The sequence below is a fragment of the Mycolicibacterium lutetiense genome (assembly GCF_017876775.1).
Lineage (GTDB): Bacteria > Actinomycetota > Actinomycetes > Mycobacteriales > Mycobacteriaceae > Mycobacterium > Mycobacterium lutetiense.
Window position 1 is genome coordinate 3,650,537 of record NZ_JAGIOP010000002.1, and the last position, 21,342, is coordinate 3,671,878.

The 21,342-nt window shown below is 67.1% G+C and carries 14 protein-coding genes; 5 read left to right on the forward strand and 9 right to left on the reverse strand.

The genetic code is table 11. The annotated features are described in order from the left end of the window. Window positions 1-202 precede the first annotated feature (202 nt). On the forward strand, window positions 203-1,204 hold the full coding sequence (locus tag JOF57_RS26835) for a DUF4331 family protein (RefSeq protein WP_209922197.1): 1,002 nt from the start codon (window positions 203-205) through the stop codon (window positions 1,202-1,204). A 25-nt stretch (window positions 1,205-1,229) separates the two neighbouring features. Here JOF57_RS26835 and JOF57_RS26840 read toward each other — a convergent pair whose 3' ends face one another. Then, window positions 1,230-1,838: a TetR/AcrR family transcriptional regulator gene (locus JOF57_RS26840; RefSeq protein WP_209922199.1), complete on the reverse strand. Its 609-nt coding sequence runs from the start codon at window positions 1,836-1,838 to the stop codon at window positions 1,230-1,232. A gap of 27 nt (window positions 1,839-1,865) precedes the next feature. Here JOF57_RS26840 and JOF57_RS26845 point away from each other — a divergent pair, with 27 nt between their 5' ends. Then, complete coding sequence (locus JOF57_RS26845) at window positions 1,866-2,327, forward strand: SRPBCC family protein (RefSeq protein WP_209922200.1); 462 nt, start codon at window positions 1,866-1,868, stop codon at window positions 2,325-2,327. An 80-nt stretch (window positions 2,328-2,407) separates the two neighbouring features. Here the strand turns inward: JOF57_RS26845 and JOF57_RS26850 are convergent, their stop codons facing one another. From JOF57_RS26850 to JOF57_RS26870, 5 genes are all read right to left on the reverse strand, one after another. Further along, window positions 2,408-5,608: an arabinosyltransferase domain-containing protein gene (locus tag JOF57_RS26850; RefSeq protein ID WP_209922203.1), complete on the reverse strand. Its 3,201-nt coding sequence runs from the start codon at window positions 5,606-5,608 to the stop codon at window positions 2,408-2,410. Beyond that, on the reverse strand, window positions 5,605-8,871 hold the full coding sequence (locus JOF57_RS26855; protein ID WP_307870108.1) for an arabinosyltransferase domain-containing protein: 3,267 nt from the start codon (window positions 8,869-8,871) through the stop codon (window positions 5,605-5,607). Before JOF57_RS26855 ends, JOF57_RS26850 begins: the two co-directional genes overlap by 4 nt. 172 nt (window positions 8,872-9,043) lie before the next feature. Continuing rightward, window positions 9,044-12,322, reverse strand: coding sequence for an arabinosyltransferase domain-containing protein (locus tag JOF57_RS26860; protein ID WP_407666611.1), 3,279 nt, complete (start codon window positions 12,320-12,322; stop codon window positions 9,044-9,046). After that, window positions 12,312-14,192 (reverse strand): galactan 5-O-arabinofuranosyltransferase, encoded by a 1,881-nt coding sequence (locus JOF57_RS26865; protein WP_209922206.1) that lies wholly within the window; start codon window positions 14,190-14,192, stop codon window positions 12,312-12,314. Before JOF57_RS26865 ends, JOF57_RS26860 begins: the two co-directional genes overlap by 11 nt. Further along, a complete protein-coding gene (locus JOF57_RS26870) occupies window positions 14,192-14,956 on the reverse strand; it encodes a decaprenylphospho-beta-D-erythro-pentofuranosid-2-ulose 2-reductase (protein WP_209922208.1) in 765 nt (254 codons plus the stop codon). Before JOF57_RS26870 ends, JOF57_RS26865 begins: the two co-directional genes overlap by 1 nt. Window positions 14,957-15,093: 137 nt before the next feature. Between JOF57_RS26870 and JOF57_RS26875 the strand changes: the two genes are divergently transcribed. From JOF57_RS26875 to JOF57_RS26885, 3 genes are read left to right on the forward strand one after another with little or no spacing between them, the layout of a single operon-like run. After that, complete coding sequence (locus tag JOF57_RS26875) at window positions 15,094-16,164, forward strand: oxygenase MpaB family protein (RefSeq protein WP_209922210.1); 1,071 nt, start codon at window positions 15,094-15,096, stop codon at window positions 16,162-16,164. Between the two features lie 3 nt (window positions 16,165-16,167). Continuing rightward, window positions 16,168-16,383: a hypothetical protein gene (locus JOF57_RS26880; RefSeq protein ID WP_307870109.1), complete on the forward strand. Its 216-nt coding sequence runs from the start codon at window positions 16,168-16,170 to the stop codon at window positions 16,381-16,383. A gap of 10 nt (window positions 16,384-16,393) precedes the next feature. Then, window positions 16,394-17,032 carry a TetR/AcrR family transcriptional regulator gene (locus JOF57_RS26885; RefSeq protein WP_209922212.1) on the forward strand — a complete coding sequence of 213 codons (639 nt, stop codon included), beginning with the start codon at window positions 16,394-16,396 and terminating at the stop codon, window positions 17,030-17,032. 58 nt (window positions 17,033-17,090) lie between these two features. Here the strand turns inward: JOF57_RS26885 and katG are convergent, their stop codons facing one another. The 3 genes from katG to JOF57_RS26900 form a co-directional block, all read right to left on the reverse strand. Continuing rightward, a complete protein-coding gene (katG, locus tag JOF57_RS26890) occupies window positions 17,091-19,292 on the reverse strand; it encodes a catalase/peroxidase HPI (protein WP_209922214.1) in 2,202 nt (733 codons plus the stop codon). A 32-nt stretch (window positions 19,293-19,324) separates the two neighbouring features. Continuing rightward, complete coding sequence (locus JOF57_RS26895) at window positions 19,325-19,729, reverse strand: Fur family transcriptional regulator (protein ID WP_234938996.1); 405 nt, start codon at window positions 19,727-19,729, stop codon at window positions 19,325-19,327. Window positions 19,730-19,831: 102 nt separating this feature from the next. After that, window positions 19,832-21,214 carry a decaprenylphosphoryl-beta-D-ribose oxidase gene (locus JOF57_RS26900; RefSeq protein WP_209922218.1) on the reverse strand — a complete coding sequence of 461 codons (1,383 nt, stop codon included), beginning with the start codon at window positions 21,212-21,214 and terminating at the stop codon, window positions 19,832-19,834. Between the last annotated feature and the right edge of the window lie 128 nt (window positions 21,215-21,342).

A 21,342-nucleotide genomic window follows, 5' to 3' on the forward strand; every position in this document is an offset into this window, starting at 1 on the left:
GTAGGCCGTCGACTCACAGTCTTACTCACATCCGTGTAATTCGAAAATGTAGCCGTTGACCAGTGGTGATGCGAGACGCATCGAAAACCATCCACAAGTTGTCCACAGGCCGTCCTGGTTGGCTGTGTGCAGTCGCGTGGTCTACGCGCGGGTGTAGCCCGTTTCCGGTGCGGCCCGACCGTGTGCGCGCTTTGATGAGTACATGTCGAACCATTTCACCGGGCTGAGTCTCGGGCCACCGCTGGGCGACCAGCGACTAGATCTATGCGATCTGTATGCCTTCCAGTCACCGGCCGATCCCACGCGGACCGTGCTGATCCTCAACGCCAATCCCAGCGCCGATGCCCTGCATCCGGATGCCATCTACCGGCTGGCCATCGACAACGACGGTGACCTGCGCGACGACATCGCGTTCAGCTACGTGTTCTCCGAGCCGGTCGACGGCCGCCAGACCGTGGACGTGTATCTCGCCGCCGACGAGGACGCGGAATCGCCGGAAGCGGTGGGGGAGCGGATCTTCACCGGCGTCGAGGTGTCGTTCGGGTCGGAGCCGGTGATCGCCCAGACCGACGCCTACACGTTCTTCGCCGGTGCCCGCAGTGACGCATTTTTCTTCGACTTCGACGGTGTCAAGAACCTGTTCGACACCTCCGGAGGCCGGAACTTCACCGCATTCCATCTCAGCGGTCAATATCCTTGGACCGGCGTGGATTCCAACACCCAGGCCAATGTGTGCTCGATGGTCTTGGAGCTGCCGACTGTGCAGCTGGGCGCCGATCCCGACATCCGGATCTGGGGCCGGTGCAGCCTGCACCGCGATGGCGAGCTGTTGCACGTGGACCGGGCGGGACATCCGTCGGTGAGCAGTTTCTTCAACACCGACGACACCAAGCTGGAGTACAACGCCGGCGTGCCGATCCATGACCGGGAGCGCTGGATGGGCCAGTTCATCCATCTGCTGGGGCACACCGGTGGCTACTCGCACGACGAGGCGATCGCTGCCATCGACGCCGAGGGGATCCTGCCGGACATGTTGACGTTCAACCCGTCGAAGCCCGCCAAGTACCCGAATGGCCGGGTGTTCGCCGACGACGTGATCGACTACCGGCTGGCGTCGCTGACCAAGGGTGACTGTCCGCCCTCGGGCCTGAGCCCGCACACCGACACCCTCGACGTGTTCCCGTACCTGGGCCCGCCACACTGAGGCCGCACTGCGGGACATTGCTGACTTAGGACCGCAGACCCGCGATGAATATGTCGAGCAGCCGGCCCACGGTGGATTCGAAGTCGGTGACCATCGCGTTGGGTCCGGCCGAATCCGGTGTGGTCCACGCCCAGGCCGTCCCGGTGAATGCGTGGACGGCCGCCGTCAGCGATCGCAGCTGATCATCGGATAGCCGAAGTGATTGCCGCAGAGCGGAGCCGAGCCGCTGCTGGGCATCTGCCGCCTGCGCGGCAAGCGTGCGTAGATCGTCCGGGCCGAGCCGGCCGATGAGCACGGGCGAGGCCGCGATGAGATCGCACAGCACCGGTCGCGCGGCGAGCGTGTGCGCCAGTGCCGCGGCCGGGGTGGCCGTACGGAGTTCGTCGGCCAACGCATCGATCCAGGCCAGGTGCTCGTCGTACATCACCCGCAGCAGCAGCGCTTCGCGTGACCCGACATACCGCAGGATGCCCGACTTCGCGAGTCCGGCAGCGGCCGCGACGTCGCCCAGTGTCAGGGTCGCGGCGCGGGTGTGTGCCAGGCATTCCCGTGCCGCGGCCGTCAACTGGGACAACCGGTCCTGGCGCTGTGCCTGGTTGCGTGCGCGGGTGAACGGCGGGGCGGATTCCGGCATTTCAACATAATAGAACACCGTTCTGTTATGTTGTCGACCGTGTACCGCCACCATGAATGTGTTGTCCGCCGCCACACCACGGCGTCGCCGCAGACCCTGTTCGCCATCGTGTCCGACGGATCCCGGTGGTCCGAGTGGGCCAAACCCCTGATCCCCTACTCGGCATGGGAGACGCGCGGCCCGGCCGACGACGGTGGGGTCGGCGCGATCCGGGCCGTGGGCACCCGCAACCGGCCGACCCGTGAGATGACCACGATCCACGAACCGGGCCGCAGACATGGCTACACCATGCTCACCGACGGTCCGATCCGCGACTACCAGGCCGAGGTGTCCTTCGCCGAGGCCGCCGACGGGACCCGGGTGACGTGGCGGGGCGGCTACGAGACCCGTTGGCGCGTGGTCGGGTTGGCCTACTGGCTCGTCCTGCGGGTGGTGCTCGGGACGCTGTCACGCAAGCTCGTCACCGCCGCGGAGCGGCGTATCGGCTGACGCGAGTGGCCAGTTATGACACGGTTTTTCGCTGTACGCGTGTCACAACTGGCCACTCGGCGTCCCGCCAACAAGCCGGGTTACGGCTTGATGCGGATCCGGCCCGGCTTGTAGAGCCCGGAATGCGTCGCCGTCCCGAGTTCGACCTCAGCCGGAACCGCGTCGACGATGGTGTCGAACTTGCGCAGCGAGCCCCAGTCCCGGCCCCAGTCCTTGTTCAGGTAAGTGGCCATCACGTGCTGGCGCAGCAGCAGATCGCTGATGCCCAGCAGGCCGCCGTTGATGCCGTCCTCCCAGGTGTCGGTGTCCTTCATCTTGGCGTTGTAATCCGGGGTGATCCGGAACTTCGGCACCTCGGTGACACCGTTGGCGTGCAGCATCGGCTGCTGGCACGGGAAGGCCAGGCCCACAGCCCAGTCCATCAGAACCGGCTGCTGTGAGCCGATGTGCTCCTGCACGGTCTTGACCTCGGGAACCCGGGGCGGGGTCACCGCGATCCAGTCCCCGAGGGACAACGACTCGTCCTCGGCGATGACCCGGACGAACGTCGCGTCGGCGGGGATCTCACTGCGGTCGAAGCGCAGGTTGCGCCAGGAAGGGTTAGGCCCCAGGTCGTAGGGCACGACCCGTCCGGCCGGTACTGCGGCGCCGTCGGGACCAGGGCGGCCGTATTCGAGCTCGACTGCCTGGCCCTCGGTGAGGCCGTTGAAAATGCTGTTGCCGGTGATGGTTCCGGCCGCGGTGACGACGACCAGCGGGTGGGCGGCGTCGGGGGCGGGCAGCTGATACCAGGCCGAGGCCAGCTTGCTGACCTGCTGGGCCGGGCCCTCGACGTAGCTGCCGGCCAGCGGCACCCGGGCCGGATCGAGCCCGTAGGGCAGCGGCACGGTTGACCCGTTGATGCCCGGGGTCTTCAGCTCGGCGTCGGCATTCCAGTCGGCGTCGATACCCGGCATCGGCACGGTGATCCGAATCGCTTCGGCGACAATGTGATCCGGCACGCCGTCCGGGGTGAACCCGGTGGTTGCGGTCCCGCCCAGCGGCCCCAGCGGACCGTATTCACCCGGCACGGGGGTCAGGAATCCGTCGTTGGTGTCGGGTTCGACCAGCACATCGTCGGCCAGGCCGCAGCCGCCGGCCAATGCCCGCAGGTTCGAGGACGCGTTGGAGTAGGTGCCGTCCTGGCGCACTACGCCGTAGAGCATCGAACCGATGAACACCACGACCATGAACCCGGCTGCCAGCGGCACCGGTGCGGTGGTCAGCGCCCGTGCCAGCCGGCCCTCGGCCGACGGTCTCAGGTGCAGCCAGTACGCCCACAGCGCAGCGATGGCGAACAGCGCAAAGAAGATGGCGCTCAACGTGACTCCGCCGATGTTGGGCTTGTCGTTGTTGAACGGCACCCCGTAGCTGGACACGTACCACCAGCCGTTGGTGGTGGCGAAGCACAGCGCCAGCACGAACAGCACGGCCGCGGTGAACGCCATGCGGTTACGTGCCGAACGCAGGATCGCCGGGCCGGCCAGCACCGTGACCACCGCCGCCATCGCCGCGCCCACGGCGGCGAACAGGCCGAAGTGGTGCACCCACTTGGTGGGGGTGAACATCAGGCAGAACATGGTGGCGAAGATGATGCCCATCAGTCGCCAGACCGGTCCGCGGGCCACACCGGGAGCCCGCTTGCGCCGCAACATGATGAACAGCGAGGTGAACAGGCTCAGCGCGGTGATGATGAAGCCGAACCGGCGCGACAGTGAGCCGTCCACGGTGGGCAGGATCAGGTAGTAGTAGCGCAGGTTCTCGGTGTACCACTCCTGGCTCGGACCGATCGCGGTGCGAATCCTGGTCGCCTCCAGCACTGTTGCCAGCGTCTGGTCGGCGAACACCACGGTCAGGATCACCGTGCCCGCGGCCAGCAGTGGCAGCACCAGCGGCCACACGCCCAGGACGCGACGGCGGCGCACCAGGATGCGCAGGAGTGGACGGCCGCCGGCGAGCAGTGCGGCAACGGCGATCAGACCGGTCGGCTGGATACCCAAGGTAAATGCCGCCGTGATGATCGCCATGGCGGCCGGGGTCAGGCGTCCGGAGATGATGGCCCGCTCGATCAGCACGTAGGTGATCAGTGCGCCGGTGGCGATCTGTCCTTCGGGGCGCAGGCCGTTGTTGAACGGCATCCAGGCCGCCATCAGCACCAGGCCCGCGGCCCACAAGGCCGGCTTGGAGGCGATCACGGCCGGTCCGAGACGCGGCAGCACCTCGCGGGACAGCAACAGCCAGCAGATCAGCGCGCAGATCAGGTCGGGCAGTCGCATCCAGATACTGGCGTCGCTGACATGGGTCATCAGGGCCAGCAGGTTGTAGAACCAACCGAAGGGGTCCTCGGGGCTGCCGAACCAGCGGAAGTAGTTCGACATGTAGCCGGCGTGGTCGGCCACCCGCGCCATCTGCAGGATGTAGCCGTCGTCGGACGAGTTTGCGCCGATCACGTGCCAGCTCAGGAACCCGCCGATCACCGCCACGTCGACGGCACTGAACGTGCGCCAGCGTGAGGGGATCAGGTGGTGCATGCGCCGACCGTCGAGCCGGTCGAGGCGCCACAGGGCCAGCAGCGCGACCACGGTGCCGGCGATCCCGAGCAGCATCGCCACCAGTTTGAGCGTGGTGGGCTTGGACGTGAAGCGGGTATCGATCGTGGCGGACAGGGAAAGTCCCTGCGGTGCAGCTCCGCTCAGCTCGGTGAAGACACCGACGATCTGGGGACGCAGGTTCGGGTCGGGGAAGCCGGTGCGCAGCTCCTTGCCGTCCTTGTCGGTGAGCCCGACGAAGGTCGCGAAGGTTCCGGCCTCCGACGAGGTGATCTCGATGCGTTCACAGGCAGGCGAGTTCACCTTTTCCCGGGCCACACTGGCGATCACCACGTTGCGGTCGGTGATGTCGACGCGCTTGGCGTTGACGTTGACGAACAACGCGTTGAGCGCGGCCTGCCTGCCCTCCTTGGGCGCGGTGCCCAGCACCATCGCGCCCTCGGGCGGGACCGAGCGGAGCACCTCACACGGCACCGTCACCGACATGGTGACCGGGGTCTGAGTGATCAAAGGCGCTGTGACGCTGCCCAACTGGCCGGCCTGAGGCCAGTTCAGGGTGGCGGTGGTCTGCACCACCGGCAGCAGCGGTGTGGCCACTGCACACAGGAAGCCGATGAGCCCGGCGATCATCGCGACCCAGCGGGTCACCTGAACGCCCTTGTCAGCGCTATGTTCGCGCACCGTGGTGCTCATGGCAGGGCCCGGATCGGCCCGGGCCGGCTGAAGCCGAACACTCGTTGGGTTCCTTGATCAATCGTGGCGACGGGTGCCTGGCCGGCCGGTACCACCGGGTCATATTTCTCGATCGAGCCCCAGTCCCGGTACCAGTCGTCACGCAGATACGTCGGAATGGTCGACGTGCGCAGCAGGGCCTGGATGAAGAGGAAGGGACCACCCTTTTGGGCGGACTGCCACATGTTCGACGACACCACCACTTGCTTGACGTTGGGAAGGATGCGGTACTCCGGCAACTCGGCGACACCGAGATGTTCGGAGAATGGGCGCTGGCAGGGGAAATTCGCGGCGGTCGCGATGTCCATCAGCACCGGGGTCTGCGCGCCGAGGAAATCCTGTGCGGTCTGCAGGGTCGGCACCCGCGGCGGGGTGAAGCCGAACCACTGGTCGTCGGACAGGTTCGGATCGTCGGCGACGATCCGGGCCACGTTGGCCTCCGGCGGTGCCCAGGCCAACGGGAAACGCAGGTTGCGCCAGGCGTATTGGGCGAACACGTCGATCGGCTGGACGGCGTCGAGGGCCTGGAAGCTGCCGTCGGGACGGTGCACGCCCCACTGCAGTTTCAGCGACTGGCCGTAGTGGAACTCGTGTTCCTCGTCGTAGTACCAGATGGCGCCGGCGGCTGCGACGGTCACCAGTGGCCGGTCCGCGGTGCGGGGCGGCAGTTGGTACCAGGCCGAGGTGGCCTTGGCGGCGAGCCCGTTCTCCTTGTAGCTGCCCATCACTGGGGTACGCGCCGGGTCCAGGCCGAACGGCAGGTAGACGCGGGATCCGTTGACGCCGACGGGTCCGTAGCCACCGCCGGTGCCCGCGGCGTAGGCGATGCCGACGTTGGGTTTGTTGGGTGAGCCGTCGGAGTTCACCGTGCCGGGGTTGGCGACGACGGGTTTCGGCGGCTCCAGGGTGTCGCTGATCCCGTTGGGGGTGAACCCGACTGGGTTCTCGCCGCCCAGCGGCCCGTACTGGCCGTAGGTCTGGCCTTCGACCGGTTGCAGCATGCCCGCGTTGGTGTCTGCCTCGACGAGGACGTCGTCGGCCATGGCGCAACTGTCCGACGACAGCCCCGAGGTCAGCGCTGAGACGTTGGCCTTGGCGGTGGTGTAGACGGGGTAGCGCTGGACGAAACCCTTGGCCATCGAGCCGACTTCGAGCACCACCATGATGGTCGCGACCACCAGCAGCGGGGTCGATGCCAGCGCCCGGTTGCGCCGGGTGTCGGCCACCTCGGTGTGCCCGGCGTAGTCGATCCGAAAGTGCAGCCAGCCGGCCAGCATCGCGGTGATGATCGCCAGCGCCAGGAAAATGGTGGTCACCGGGAATCCGGCGATGACCGGCTGGCGGTCGAACCAGGGCACGCCGTAGTTGCCGACGTAGAACCAGCCATTGGTGCCGGAGGTGGCCCAGGCGAGCACGAACAGCAGCGCGGTGACGTAGAGGGCGAGGTTGCGTCGGCTGTGCAGACCCACCCGGGCGAAGGCGAATGCCGTCACCGCCCCGAGCGCGGCTGCCAGCCCGGCGAACGCACCGAACTGCACGGCCCACTTGGTCGGGGTGAAGTGAAGGAGCAGCAGGCCGACGGCGGTGGTGCCGATCAGTCGCCAGACCGGGCCGCTGGCCAGGCCGGGCACCACGCCCTTGCGCAGCAGGACGGCGATCATGCCGAACAGGCACAGCATCATGGCCAGGACCGCGAACCGCCGGGTCAAGGAGCTGTCGACGGAATCTTCGACGGTCAGGAAGTAGTAGCGCAGGAATTCCTGGTACCACGAGATGGTCGGGCCGACGGTGTATTTGATGCGGGCCGATTCAGCAACGCTGGCCAGGGTCTGGTCGCGGAACACCACGACGAAGATCAGTGCCGCCGACCCAGCGAGTGCGGCCAGTGCGGGCAGGGCGATGCGTCGGGCCTTGATGATCCTGATGACGGTGCGTGCGCCGACCAGCAGCGGGGCCAGCGCGATGAGGCCCTGCGGGGCCAGGGTCACGCTGAACGCCGCGACGATGATCGCCAGGCAGGTCGACCACAGTCGGTGCGTGGCGATGGTGTACTCGATGAGCGCCCACACCGCGAGGACGCCGAAGGCGATCAGCGGTTCGGGGCGCAGGCCGTTGTTGAACGGCATCCAGGCGGCGAGGAACACCGCGCCCGCGGTCCACATGGTGACGCGGTTGAGCGCGACGCGCCGGCCGAGCCGGGGAAGCACCCAGCGGCTGAGCAGCAGCCAGGTGCCGATGCCGGCCAGGGTGGCGGGTACGCGCATCCACACGCCGGCCGTGCTGATCGTCGCGAAGTGGGCCAGCACCGACTGGTACCAGTCGAACGGGGCCTCGGTGGTGCCGAAGTAGCGGAAGTAGTTGGCGGTGTATCCGGCGTCGGCCGAGACTCGGGCGATGGTCAGGTTGTAGCCGTCATCCGACGAGATGGCGCCGATGACGTGCCACAGCAGCAGGCCGCCGATGACGCCGATGTCGGCGATCCAGGTACCGACCGGAACCTTGACGAACCGTCGCCAGGCGCTGCGAACGCGGTGCCCACTCCGGCGGTCCAGCACGGCCAGCGCCACGATCGACGCCACCACGCACAGCACCCCGAGCGCCATCACCAGCAGTTTCAGTGCGGTCGGGGAGGTGATGAACCGGGTGTCGATGTCGACGCGGGCGCTCAGCCCGGGCTGCGGTGCCATCTTCAGGTCGGTGAACAGGCCGGCCACCTGAGGCTTCTTCTCCACGGCCGCGGTGCCGGTGGCGCCGGGGATGCCGACGAAGTCCGCGCCCACACCGCCGAGGTTGGCCCACAGGTGCAGCGCGCTGCAGTTGCCGGCGTTGATCGCGGCGCGGGGCGCGACGGCGGCCACCGAGTCACGGAATGCCACCACCACGGTCTCGGCGTTGGCCCGGACGAACAGCCCGTTTCGGCTGGCGTCGATCCCGTCGGAGGGGATGGTGGAGAACACCAGGCCGCCCTCGGCGGGCAGCGTGGTGATCGCCGAGCACGGAATGGACACATCGAGGGACTGCGGGGCGCCCGACACCAGCGGGGCCGTCACCGAAGTGACGTTGCCCGCGGCATCGGTGCCCTGCGGCCACAGGATGGTCGCGGTGGTCTGTTTGACGGGTAGCAGCGGCACCAGCGCGCACAGCACCACACCCGCGATGCCCGCGACGATGGCGATCAGGCGTGCGATGCCCACAACTCGGTCGGTTGGTTCATCGGAAGGCACGAGGCTCGATGTTATGCGACCCGTATGTGAGGTCCGGTTATCCGTCGCCCTTTTGGTGATGTGTGTGCGAACTTCTAATCAAGCAGCCTCACTGAGACGGCGCAGGACCTCGTAGGCGCTTGTGCGGCGGATTACTGCTTGATGGTGACTGCGATTCGCCGCGTAGTGCTTCCTAGCTGTGCCGCAGCGGCGCCGGGCTCCACCATCCGCTGCGGATCGCGGTGCCCAGGTCCAGGCGGGCCGCGGTGGCGTCCGGGTACCACGGTGTGAGCCGTTGCAACGACCCCCAGTCCCGGAACCAGTCGTCCTTGAGGTACGTCGGCACGCTCGACGGCCGCACCAGCAGTTCGGAGATGCCCAGCGGGCCGCCGCCCAGGTAGTCCATCACCGGCGAGTTGGCCTCGGCGCCGAAGCGGTCGGGCAGGATCCGCCACTTGGGCACCTCGGTGACGCCGTACTGATGGCCGAACGGCCGCTGGCACGGGAATGCCAGGCCTACCAGCCAGTCCAGCAGTACCGGGTCCTGGGAGCCGACCACGTCCTGCAGGGTGCGTAGTTGCGGAATGCGCGGCGGGGTCACCGCGATCCAGTGCTGCGGGGCGAGGTCGTCGTCGGAGGCGACCAACCGGATCTGGGTGGCTTCGCGCGGGATCGCGGCCATCGGGGCCCGCAGGTTGCGCCAGGCCGGGGCGGCACCCACATCGGCGAATCCGATGCCGCCGCCGGGCTTGTTCTCGACGGCTTGTGCATCGGTGGCCCACTGCACCACGACCTCGCCCGGATCGAAGCGGCCTGCGGCCGAGACGACCAGCAGCGGGCCGGCCGTGTCGCGATCGGGCAGTCGGTACCAGGCCGAGCGCATGATCGCGGGCGCTTGGGTGCCGGCCCGCCAGCTGCCGAGCACCGGCGTGGTGGCCGGGTCGAGCCCGTAGGGGAGCCGGGCACGGGATCCGTTGACCCCGGCGGCCGCGGTGGTGCCACCCTCGGTGCCCACCTCGCTGCCGGTCACGGTGCCCGAGTCGGTGTCGGCGAAGTTGCCCGAGCCGGGCTGTTCCATCACCGGGTCCGCCGAGACGTCCGAGGGGATGCCGTTCGGACTGAACCCCTGTGAGGTGACCGCGCCGAGCGCCTGGCCGGGCGGCTCGCTGATCGGTGCCAGCAGGCCGGCGTTGGCGTTCTCCTCGACCATCACGTCGCTGGCCAGTCCGCAGGTCTTACCGGCGAGCGCCTCCAGGTTGGAGCGCCCGACGGACCAGGCTGGGTACTGATCGGTCATCGCCAGGGTCAGTGACACCACCTCGAACATCACCAGCACCCAGGCGGCGATGGCCAGCGGTGCCTGCACGATCCGCTGCCAACGGCGCTGAGGTCCGTCCGGGGACTGGTCGCGGCCGCTGAAGTGGAACCAGGCCGCCAACAGCAGGGTCAGCACCGACAAGCCCAAGAGAATGGTGGTGAATCCGAAGTGCCATTCGGGGAATGAGTTCGACCAGGGCACGCCGAAGTTGGCGACGTACCACCAGCCGTTGACCGTCGCGAACGACAGTGCCACCACGAACAGCACCAGCGCGGCGAACATCGATCGGTTACGCCGCGACTTCATGGCCGCGGCGGTGACCGCGACTGCGGCCAGGGCACCGAGGGATCCGGCCAGCCCGGCGAACACGCCGAAGTGATGGGTCCACTTGGTGGGGGTGAACATCATCGCCAGGAACGAGATGATCGTGATGCCGATGATGCGTCGACTCGGGCCGGCCGCAGTGCCGGGGATACGACCCTTACGCAGCGTCATCGCGACCGACACCGCCAATGCCACCAGCAGGGTCAGTACCGCGAATCGGCGCGCCACCGAGCCGTCCGGGCTCGAGGTGAACAGCCGTGAATAGCGGATGTGCTCGTCGAACCAGGCCAGGCTGGGCCCGACGGTGGATTTGAAGCTGCTGGCCTGGATCTCGGCGGCCAGTGTCTGGTCGCGGAAGATCAGGATGATCGTCACGGTGCACGCGGCCAGGATCGGGGCCAGCAGGGCCATGTACCCGAAGCGTGAGGTATGCCGGGCGACAATGGTTTTCAGCGGTCCTACGGCAACCAGCAGGGCGCCGACGGCGGCGATGCCGGTAGGCCCGGAGAACAGGGTCAACGCGCCGATGATGATCGCGACGGCGACCGGCAGCATGCGGTTGGTGGCCACCCCGCGTTCCACCGAACACCAGGTCAGCAGCATGCCGAGGGCGATGATCGGTTCGGGGCGCAGGCCGTTGTTGAGCGGCAGCCAGAATGCCAGGAACATGCCCGCCGCGGTCCAGGCCGCCGCACGGTTGGTCTTGACGGCTCGGCCGAGTCGCGGCAGCACTTCACGGCTGATCACCCACCAGCAGGCGAGCGCCATGACCAGGGTGGGCAGTCGCATCCAGACGCTGTTGGTGGAGACGTGCGCCCACAGCGCCAGGAGGTCGTAGTACCAGCCGAACGGCGCCTCGGGGGTGCCGAACCAGCGGTAGTAGTTGGACATGTAGCCGGCGTGCTCGGACACCCGGGCCATGGTCAGGATGTAACCGTCGTCAGAGGTGTTGGCCCCGACGAAGTGCCACCACACCAGGACCGCGGTGACCAGCCCGTCCAACGGGGTCATCGACCACCAGCGGGGTGGGAGGAAGCGCCGGTGCCGGACACCGTCGGCGGTGTCGAGACGGTGCAGGGCGCCCAGTGCGATGACGGTCATCGCGACCCCGATGATCATCGCGAGCAGCTTGAGCAGCGTCGGGGCAGTGCTGTAGCGGGAGTCGATGGTGGCCGAGAACTTCAGGCCCTCGGGTGCCGGGCCGGACAGGTCGGTGAAGACGCCGACGATCTGCGGGCGGAAGTCATAGCCGCCCCGCTCACCGCGTAGCGGCGCGTCGGGGTGGTCGGCGGTGGCGCTGGCATCGCCTTGGGTGAGCCCGACGAATTCACCGGTCACCTTGTCGGCCTGCGCGGTGAACGTCAGGGATTGGCAGGCCGGGCTGAGCACCGCAGTCAGTGGTGCGCTGACCACCGGGGTGTTGCGCACGATGACCAGCAGGTCGTTGTTGACCCGTTCGATCAGCAGGCCACGGTCGATGGCCTTGGGGGCCTGCTTGGGCACGGTGGATAAAAGGACCGTCCGACTCCGGTTGTCGGGCCCGGCCAGCCCGGCGGCGGCCTGGCAGGGCACGGTGATGGTCAGGTCGGTGGCGACATACCCGATCAGCGGTGCGTTGATGCTCTGCCACGTGCCGTCCTGCGGCCAGTTCAGCTGGGCGGTGGTCTGCTTGACCGGAAGCAGTGGTGTTGCCACTGCCATCAATACGCCGAGCAAACCGGCGACGATCGCGATGAGCCGCACCGTCCGATGGTTGCTGCCGGCGGTTCCCCGCGGTCCCGTCACGGGCTCTGATGCTATCGGCGTGTCAGCGCCGGGACTAATGGCCATCGGGAGTGGGCTTTCTGATCACCAGGACAAACGGGCCGATGTCGGTCACCTCGAAACGAGGATCCTCGAACAGTGCCGCGTCGAGCGCCACGTGGTAGCGGCGCACGTTCGGTTGGTTGGGGTAGACGTCGGAGGCCAGGCGCAGTGTGTAGGTGTCGTTTGCGCCGTGACGCATGAGGAACACGGTCGGCGCTTTCCAGGGCATCTCGTCCAGCGCCTTCACGAACTGGTCGGGCTTGGACAGCGTGGCCCAGCCCTCGATGGCCTTGGCGCGCTTGTCGAATTCGGCCAGCGGGTTGGCGTAGTGCGAAGTCAGCCCCTGGAACCCGTAGTACGGGTAGTACGAGAGGAAGCTGTAGTCGGCGGTCAGCACCACGGTCTGGTTCCGCGGCACCCCGGTGATCTCGGCGATCTTGGCGTCGATCTCGCGGTAGTAGCGCTCGGCCCCCGGGGGGCGGCGGTCTGCTCGCTGACCGGTGCCGTCGGTGTCGGTGTAGGCCACGTTGATGTCGGGGCGCAGTACGTCCGGGATGTCCTGGCTGAAGGTGATGGCGCCGATCGCGCCGACGGCAGCGGCAGCGGCGGTAACTCGCCGCGCGGTGTCCGGTTGGTAGCGCCGCGCGATCGCCTGGGTGGCCTCGATGAAGCCGAACGCGCCTGCGGTGGTGAGCAGCACGGTCAGCGCCGGCTGGAGCCGGAACGACAGCAGCGTGGTGCCGACCAGCGTGGTCAGCATCGACAGCAGTGACCAGGCGTAGACCGCGAGGACCGCGATGGCCAGGGCGCCGGCGCGCGTCGAGGTTCGGGCCCGGACCACCAGCCACAGCGTGCCGAGCATGCACAGCGCGCCGAGCAGCGTGAAGCTCAGCATCGGGAAGGTCAGCTGAGCACCGGCGTCGGGCAGGTAGTGCTGGGCGGTGCCCTTCTCGGCAGGTTCGCCACGTAGGGAGGCCAGGAGGTAGGGGGCCCAGGTGAGCAGGGCGATTGCGCCGGCGATCACCGCGATGACGATGCCCCGCAGCAGGGGATCGATGCTCCGGCGCGCTACGGCCAGCACCAGCCCCATGATGGCCAGCGTGAATGCGCAGTAGAGGAACAGCAGTGTGTAGAGCAGTGCGGCGAATCCGACGAAGATCCCGACGGCGATGACGGCGGCCCAGCCGCCGTTGCGTGTGCGGCCCCTCAAACCGGACCAGGCCAGCACGAACACCGGCGGCAGCAGCACGGTGATGATCGCGGCATACGGCTCGGTGGAGGAGTAGGCCAGCATGGTGGCGGTGCTCGCGGTGGTCACGATCAGCGCATGTTCGAAGCGAATCATGGTCGCCCACAACACGAATGCCAGTGCGACGGCGATGGTGATCGAGACGATCGACCACGGCTTGAACATCTCCCAGGCCGGGGTGCCGGTGGCCGCGGCGATGCGCCCGCCCATCCAGAACCAGCCGGCCGGGTAGTAGGGCGGCAGCCCGAAGTAGGTCATGTCGTGCAGGCCGGGGGCATCGGCCAGCCGGGTGAGGTATTCGGTGCGGAACTGCTGGTCGACCGATACCCCGAACAGGTACAACTTGGTCGCGCCCAGCGGCATCGCCAGGGTCACCACCGAGAACGCGGACAGGAAGATCAGCCCGGTCAGCCGGGCCAGGGTGCGCCGGCCGCGGCGCCAGATCAGGCCGGCGGCGAAGATTCCGGCCAGCGCGCCGACCTGGCCCACCGTGGTGAGCGCGTGTAGCTGGTTGGACGTGTTGTAGGCCGGCCACTGGACCTGGGCAATCGCCGCGATAGACACCCCGGCCACGGCCGAGGCGAGCATCAGGGCGATCACCATCTGTCCGGCCACCCTGGCCGGACTGACCAGTCCGGCCTGCATTAGATGGGAAGCTTGCGGAAGATGGACCGCGGGACGTGCCGCAGAACCATCATCACGTAGCGGAACGCGCCGGGCGCCCAGACCAGCTCTTTGCCCTTGGCCGACGCGGTGACGGCCAGATTGGCGACGTATTCCTTGTCGACGGTCAGCGGGGCTTCCTTGACGTGGGCGCTCATCCGGGTGCGGACCTGACCGGGCCGGATCACCAGCACCCGCGGGCCGTATTCGCGCAGTGCCTCACCGAGGCCGAGGTAGAACCCGTCGAGTCCGGCCTTGGTGGAGCCGTAGACGAAATTGGACCGGCGCACCCGTTCACCGGCGGCCGAGCTCATCGCGATGATCTGGCCGTAGCCCTGCGCCCGCATCTTCTCACCGACCAGGACACCGACCGAAACGGCTGCGGTGTAATTGATTTCGGCGATCTGCACGGCCTTGCGCTGGTTCTGCCACAGTTCTTCGGGGTCGCCGAGCAGACCGAACGCGACGATTGCGACATCCACGTCACCGGAGGCGAACGCCTTGTCGATCACGTCGGGGTGACTGGCGGTGTCGAGGGCGTCGAAGTCGATGACCTCGACTGCGCTGGCGCCGGCGTTGCGCAGCTGGGCTACCGCGTCGTCGCGGCCCGGATCGCCGGGCAGGGCGGCCAGCACTATGCGGGCCGACGCGTCGCGCAGATAGCGCTCACAGATCGCCAGCCCGATCTCTGAGGTGCCGCCGAGCAGCAGAATCGTCTGGGGGTTACCTACGGCGTCGAACACCATCTAGCGCAGCTCCAAGCCTCGGGGACATCGTGACGAGGGTACCGTGCGGTTTCTTTCGAAAATCCGAGCGCAGGGTCTTGACCCTTTTTCCTACACGACGTAGCTTTTTTCTACACCGTGTAGGAATTGGGGAGAATATGGCGATCCGTGACTGGCTGACGTTGCCCGCGACCGAACCCGGGGAGGACTACGGATTCTTCGGGCCCGATTCGGTGACCTGGAAGGTGTGGAGCTATCCCACCTCGCTGTCGATCGGGTTCCAGCGCGCCGTCGTCATCGAGGAACTCGACCCGGCCCTCGTCGCGGCGGTCGACAAGACCCATGAGATCTACTCGCGGCCGCGCACCCGGTATGACCGGACGCTGCGGTACTTCGCGATGGTGGCGTTCGACGACAGTCGTTCGACCACCAAGGCCGCCGATGTCCTGGTCAAGATCCACTCGAAGGCCATCGGCACCGACCCGGTCACCGGAAAGACCTACGACGCCAACGATCCCGGTTCGCAGTTGTGGATCCACCTGACCGCGTGGCATTCCATCCTGGTGGCCTATGAGAAGTACGGTCCGGGCCCGCTCCCGCCCGAGGAGGAGTTGCAGTACTGGCGGGAATGCGCGATCGCCGCCGAACTTCAGACCTGCGATCCCTCTGACGTCCCACTGACCCGCGAGGGCGTCCGGGAGTACTTCGAGCAGATGCGGCCCCAGCTGATCGGCTCGGACATCGCCCGCCAGGCCATGCACCACCTGCTCGGTGCGGAGGTGATGCTGCCCAAGATGCCGCTGTTGCTGCGCCCGGGCACCACCGTCGTCACCGCGTTCCTGCGCCGCGGCACCCTGGCGACGATGCCGCGCTGGATGCGAAAGATGGCCGGTCTCAGTACATCCCGGATTCTCGATGCGTTGGTGGTGCCGCCGCTGAGCGCCTCATTCACCGTGATCGCGATGAGTAAGCGGCTCGAGTTGATTCTGCTGCGGTTGCTCTCGCCGGCGACTCTGCCGATCGGCGCGCGGGTCCTGCTGTCGGTCCCGCCGAAGAACCCCGTCACGACGACGCCGCGTGAGGCTCAGCGTCGCTACGGCTACGACGCGCCGAGCCAGGCGCACTTCGAGTTGCGCGAGCGCCAGCAGGTCCGGGTGTTCGGTGAGGGTCTCGTACCGAGTGACGAGGGCATCCTGGAATCCCAGGCCATTCTCGGTGGGATCGGATAACTCGTGATCAAGAACCTTCTCGATCACCGGCTGAGCATCCGCCAACTCGTCTACCTCGCGATCGTGGTGGGGGCCCCGTACTTCGTGATCGGCATGGTCTGGGCGCTTACCCACAGCGATCACATCGTTGGACTCACGGGCCTCGACAAGCTGTTCTCGCTGTTGGGCGAGATCGTCGCCTGGCCCGTGTTGATCATCGCGGATGTCTCCCTGATATGAGTGAAGGGAGATGAACGAAGCTGCACTCGCCAACCGGGGTCGCGCCGAACACCTGGGCCCGGACCGGCGTCGGCCCCAGGTACTCGACGTAGCGTTGGACATCGCCGCGCACCAGGGCCTGGCCGACGTGACGATGGGAACCATCGCGCGCCGTCTGGGCGTGACCAGGCCGGTGGTCTACGCGTGCTACCCCGGTCGCGGGGAAGTGCTTGCCGCACTGTTGGATCGGGAAACCAACGTGGTGCTGTCGAGCCTGCTCGAACTGTTGCCGCCGAAGCGCACCGGCTCCATCGAGCAACTGTTCGTCGACGGGTTCCACGCGCTGCACAGCACGGTGCGCGAGCGGCCGGCCTCTTGGCGCATCATCTTCGCCGCCGATCCCGACCCGGTGCTGACCGCGGCCATCGCCGGCGGCCGTGAGCGCCTCCGGGGCCAACTCGCCACGGCGTTGCGCCCGCTGCTGCAACGGTGGCAGGTCGCCGATGTCGAGGTCGCGCTGCCCATTTTGGTCGAGGTGTTCCTGGCGATCTGTGAAGCGGCGGTCCGGAAGATGCTCGCCGAAGAGGGTGAAGCCGACGGCGACTCGGAGCTTGTGGCCGAAGTCTTCGGCAAGGCGGCCTATCGCGCCATGCGGGCAAAAGGACAGTGAGACAACAACACCCCGCGAGCCTCAGGCCCGCGGGGTGTTGCGTTACCTATCGACCAGATCAGGCCAGATCGAACCGGTCGTTGTCCATCACCTTGGTCCAGGCCGCGACGAAGTCCTTGACGAACTTCTCCTTGGAATCGTCCTCGGCGTAGACCTCGGCCAGTGCCCGCAGCTGCGAGTTCGAGCCGAACAGCAGGTCGACGCGGCTGGCGGTGTACTTCTGTGCACCGCTGGCCCGGTCGGACCCGACATAGGTGCCGTCATCGGCGGGCGACGGTGCCCACTTGATGCCCATGTCGGTCAGGTTGACGAAGTAGTCGTTGGTCAACTGACCCTTGCGGTTCGTCAGAACACCGAGGTCCGAACCACCGTGGTTGGCGCCGAGCACGCGCAGGCCGCCGATCAGCACGGCCAGCTCGGGGCCTGACACACCCAGCAGGTTGGCCCGGTCGATCAACCGGTACTCGGCCGGCAGGCTGTCGCCCTTGCCGGCGAAGTTGCGGAAACCGTCACCCTTGGGCTCCAGGTAGGCGAACGACTCGACGTCGGTCTGGTCCTGGGTTGCGTCGCCACGGCCTGAGGTGAATGGCACCGCGACGTCGAGACCGGCGTCCTTGATGGCCTTTTCGACACCGACCACACCGCCGAGAACCACCAGGTCGGCAAACGACACCCCGGTGTCGGATCCGGCCTGGATCTCCTCGAGCTTGCGGATCACCTGGGCCAGCTCGTCGGGCTCGTTGACCTCCCAGCCGAGCTGAGGCTGCAGGCGGATTCGGCCACCGTTGGCGCCGCCACGCATGTCGCTGGAGCGGTACGAGGCCGCCGCCTTCCACGCGGTGTCCACCAGCTGCTGGACGGTCAGGCCCGAGTCGGCGATGGCTGCCTTGAGCGTGGCGACGTCGGCCTCGCTCAGTGCCTTACCGGCCGGGATGATGTCCTGCCACAGCCAGGTCTGCTTGGGCACCAGTGGTCCGAGGTAGCGGGCCACCGGACCCATGTCGCGGTGGATCAGCTTGAACCAGGCCTTGGCGTACTCCTCGGCCAGCTCCTCCGGGTGATCCAGCCAACGGCGGGTGATCTCTCCGTAGATCGGGTCGAACCGCAGGGACAGGTCGGTGGTCAACATCGCCGGGTGGGTCTTGCCGCTGCCCTGCGCCATCGGCACCGAGTTGGCCCAGCCGTTGTCCTTGGGTCGCCACTGGTTGGCACCGGCGGGGCTCTTGAACAGCTCCCACTCGTTGCTGTACAGGATCTCCAGGAACGAGTTGTCCCACTTGGTGGGGGTGTGGGTCCAGGTGACCTCGATACCGCTGCTGACGGTCTCGTTGCCGCGGCCAGGGTTGTCCCAGCCCAGGCCCATGTCCTGCAGCGGGGCGGCCTCGGGCTCCGGTCCGTTCTCGATGTCGGTGGCGCCGTGGGTCTTGCCGAAGGTGTGGCCACCGACGATCAGAGCGGCGGTCTCGATGTCGTTCATCGCCATCCGGCCGAACGTCTCGCGGATGTCGATGGCTGCCGCCATATAGTCCGGGTTGCCTTCGGGGCCTTCGGGATTGACGTAGATCAGACCCATGTGGCTGGCGGCCAGCGGGTTCTCCAGCTTGGTGCGGTCACCGGAACCGGCGTACCGGTCCTGCGAACCGAGCCACTCGTGCTCGGAGCCCCAGTAGATGTCCTCTTCGGGCTCCCAGAAGTCGGCGCGACCGAAGGCGAAGCCCGCGGTCTTGAAGCCCATCTGCTCCATGGCCCGGTTACCTGCGTAGGCGATCAGGTCGGACCAGGACAGCTTCTTGCCGTACTTCTTCTTCAGCGGCCACAGCAGACGGCGGGCCTTGTCCAGGCTGACGTTGTCGGGCCAGCTGTTCAACGGGGCGAAGCGTTGCATACCGCGTCCGGCGCCACCTCGGCCGTCCTCGACCCGGTAGGTGCCGGCGGCGTGCCAGGTCATCCGGACGAACAGCGGGCCGTAGTGGCCGAAGTCGGCGGGCCACCAGTCCTGTGAATCGGTCAGCAGCGCGTCGAAGTCGCGGGCCAGCTCATCGGTGTCGATGGTCTGGACGGCCTTGCGGTAGTCGAAGCCCTCGTCATTGGGGTCGATGGCGGGGGGATTCTTCTGCAGGATCTTCAGGTTGACCGCGTTGGGCCACCAATCGCGGTTGCTGCCGCCCTCGACGGGAGGCTTGATCTGCATCGGGCAACCGCTTTCGGCGGGTTCGGTTTGTGCCTCACCAATCGGGGGGTGAGTTTTGGCGTCGGCCATGACAAATCCTTTCCGGGGCTGGCGGGTTAGGGTTATTTAGTTGGGGCGGTGGAACATTCGGGGCAGGTGCCCCAATAGATGACCTCGGCTTCGTCGATCTCGAAACCGTGGTCGTCAGATGCATTGAGGCATGGGGCGGACCCGGCCGCGCAGTCCACGTCTGCGATGGCGCCGCATGATCGGCACACGACGTGGTGGTGGTTGTCGCCGATGCGGGATTCGTATCGGGCGACCGAACCGGATGGTTGGATGCGCCGTACCAGTGCGGCTGCGGTCAGCGCATGCAGCGAGTCGTAAACCGCCTGGTGGGAGACATCGGGCAGGTCCTTGCGCACCGACCGGATGACGGTGTCGGTGTCGGCGTGCGGATGCGTGTGGACCGCGTGCAATACCGCCACGCGGGGGCGGGTCACACGCAAGTCGGCGCTTCGCAGCATCTGCTGGAAGTCCGCGGTTGTCGCCACGGGACCGAGTCTGTCCCCTTTTCTGGAATTAGTCAAGAATAAAATTCTCGTCAAATTCGGGGGAAACGGTGAGGGTTAGACGAGCTCCAGCCGGCGCGCCATGTCCGAGACGAACAAGCCGTCGGGATCGACCTTGCGGCGTACCGCCAGCCACTCTTCGATGCGGGGGTACATGGCGTGGAAGGCGCTCGCGGTGGTCCGCGAATCCTTGGCGGTATAGAGCCGACCGCCGAATTCCATTACGCGCCGGTCGAGTTCGGTGAGGAACTCGCTCAGGCCGGGCTTGATCTGGAAGTCGACGCAGACGTTCCAGCCGGGGATCGGGAAGCTCAGCGGCGCCTGGTTGCCCGGGCCGAACAGCTTGAACACGTTGAGGAACGAGTAGTGCCCGGAGCGCTGGATGTCGATCATGATGCGCTTGAACTCGTCGACGGCCTCGGTGGGCACCACGAACTGGTACTGGGTGAATCCCCCGGAGCCGTAGGCCCGGTTCCACTCCCCGACCATGTCCAGAGGGTGGTAGAACTGCGTCAGATTCTGGGCCTTGCCCCGGTAGGACTTGCCCATCCGGTACCACACCTCGGTCATCGCGCCGAAGATCAACTTGTTGCCCAGGCCGTTGGGGAAGACGTCCGGCGCGGTGAAGTACTGCGGTGCATCGAATTTCAGCGGGTCGCGCTGCAGGCTGGCGGGCAGTTGGTCGAGTTTGGCCAGCGAGCCGCGGGAGATCACCGCGCGACCCAGCTTGGGCGGGGCGCTCATCGCGTCGAACCAGGCCGACGAATAGGTGTAGTTGTCCTCGGTGCCGTCGCTGTGGAACTCGATGGTCTCGTCGAGGCCGTGGGTGACATCGCCGTCAGCGATGAAATAGGCCGTCTCCGTGGGGGTCATCTCGATGGTGGCCCGCAGGACGATGCCGGTCAGGCCGTTTCCGCCGACGGTGGCCCAGAACAATTCGGCGTCGGGACCGTCCGGCGTGAGCTTGCGGATCTCGCCGTTGGCGGTCAGCAGGTCCATCGAGCGCACGTGGTTGCCGAAACTGCCTGCGCTGTGGTGGTTCTTGCCGTGGATGTCACAGCCGATGGCGCCGCCGATGGTCACCTGCCGGGTGCCCGGTAGCACCGGAACCCACAGTCCGTGGGGCAGTGCGGCCCGCATCAGCTGGTCGAGGTTCACCCCGCCGTCCACATCGACCAGCCCGGCGCCCGGGTCGATCGAATGGATCTGGTTCAGCGACGACATGTCGATGACCAGCCCGCCGCCGTTCTGCGCGTTGTCACCGTAGGAGCGGCCCAGTCCGCGGGCAATCACGCCCCGGCCCTTCTCCTCGGCGGCCCTGGTCACGGCCTTGACGATGACCTCGGGATCGCTGGTAGAAAGCACCTGTGCCACGGTCGGTGCGGTCCGGCCCCAGCCCGTCAGGCGCTTGGGAGTGGTCGGCAAGTCAGTAGTCGACATCGCAGAGAAGCGTACCCGGCAGTAGTCACGGCTCGGCTTCGTTGGGCGCCCAGGTCCTGCACATTTCACAGCAAACTTCCAGTTAGAATGTCCAAAACAGGTGGTCGGGGGGCCTGATATGCGGCTCA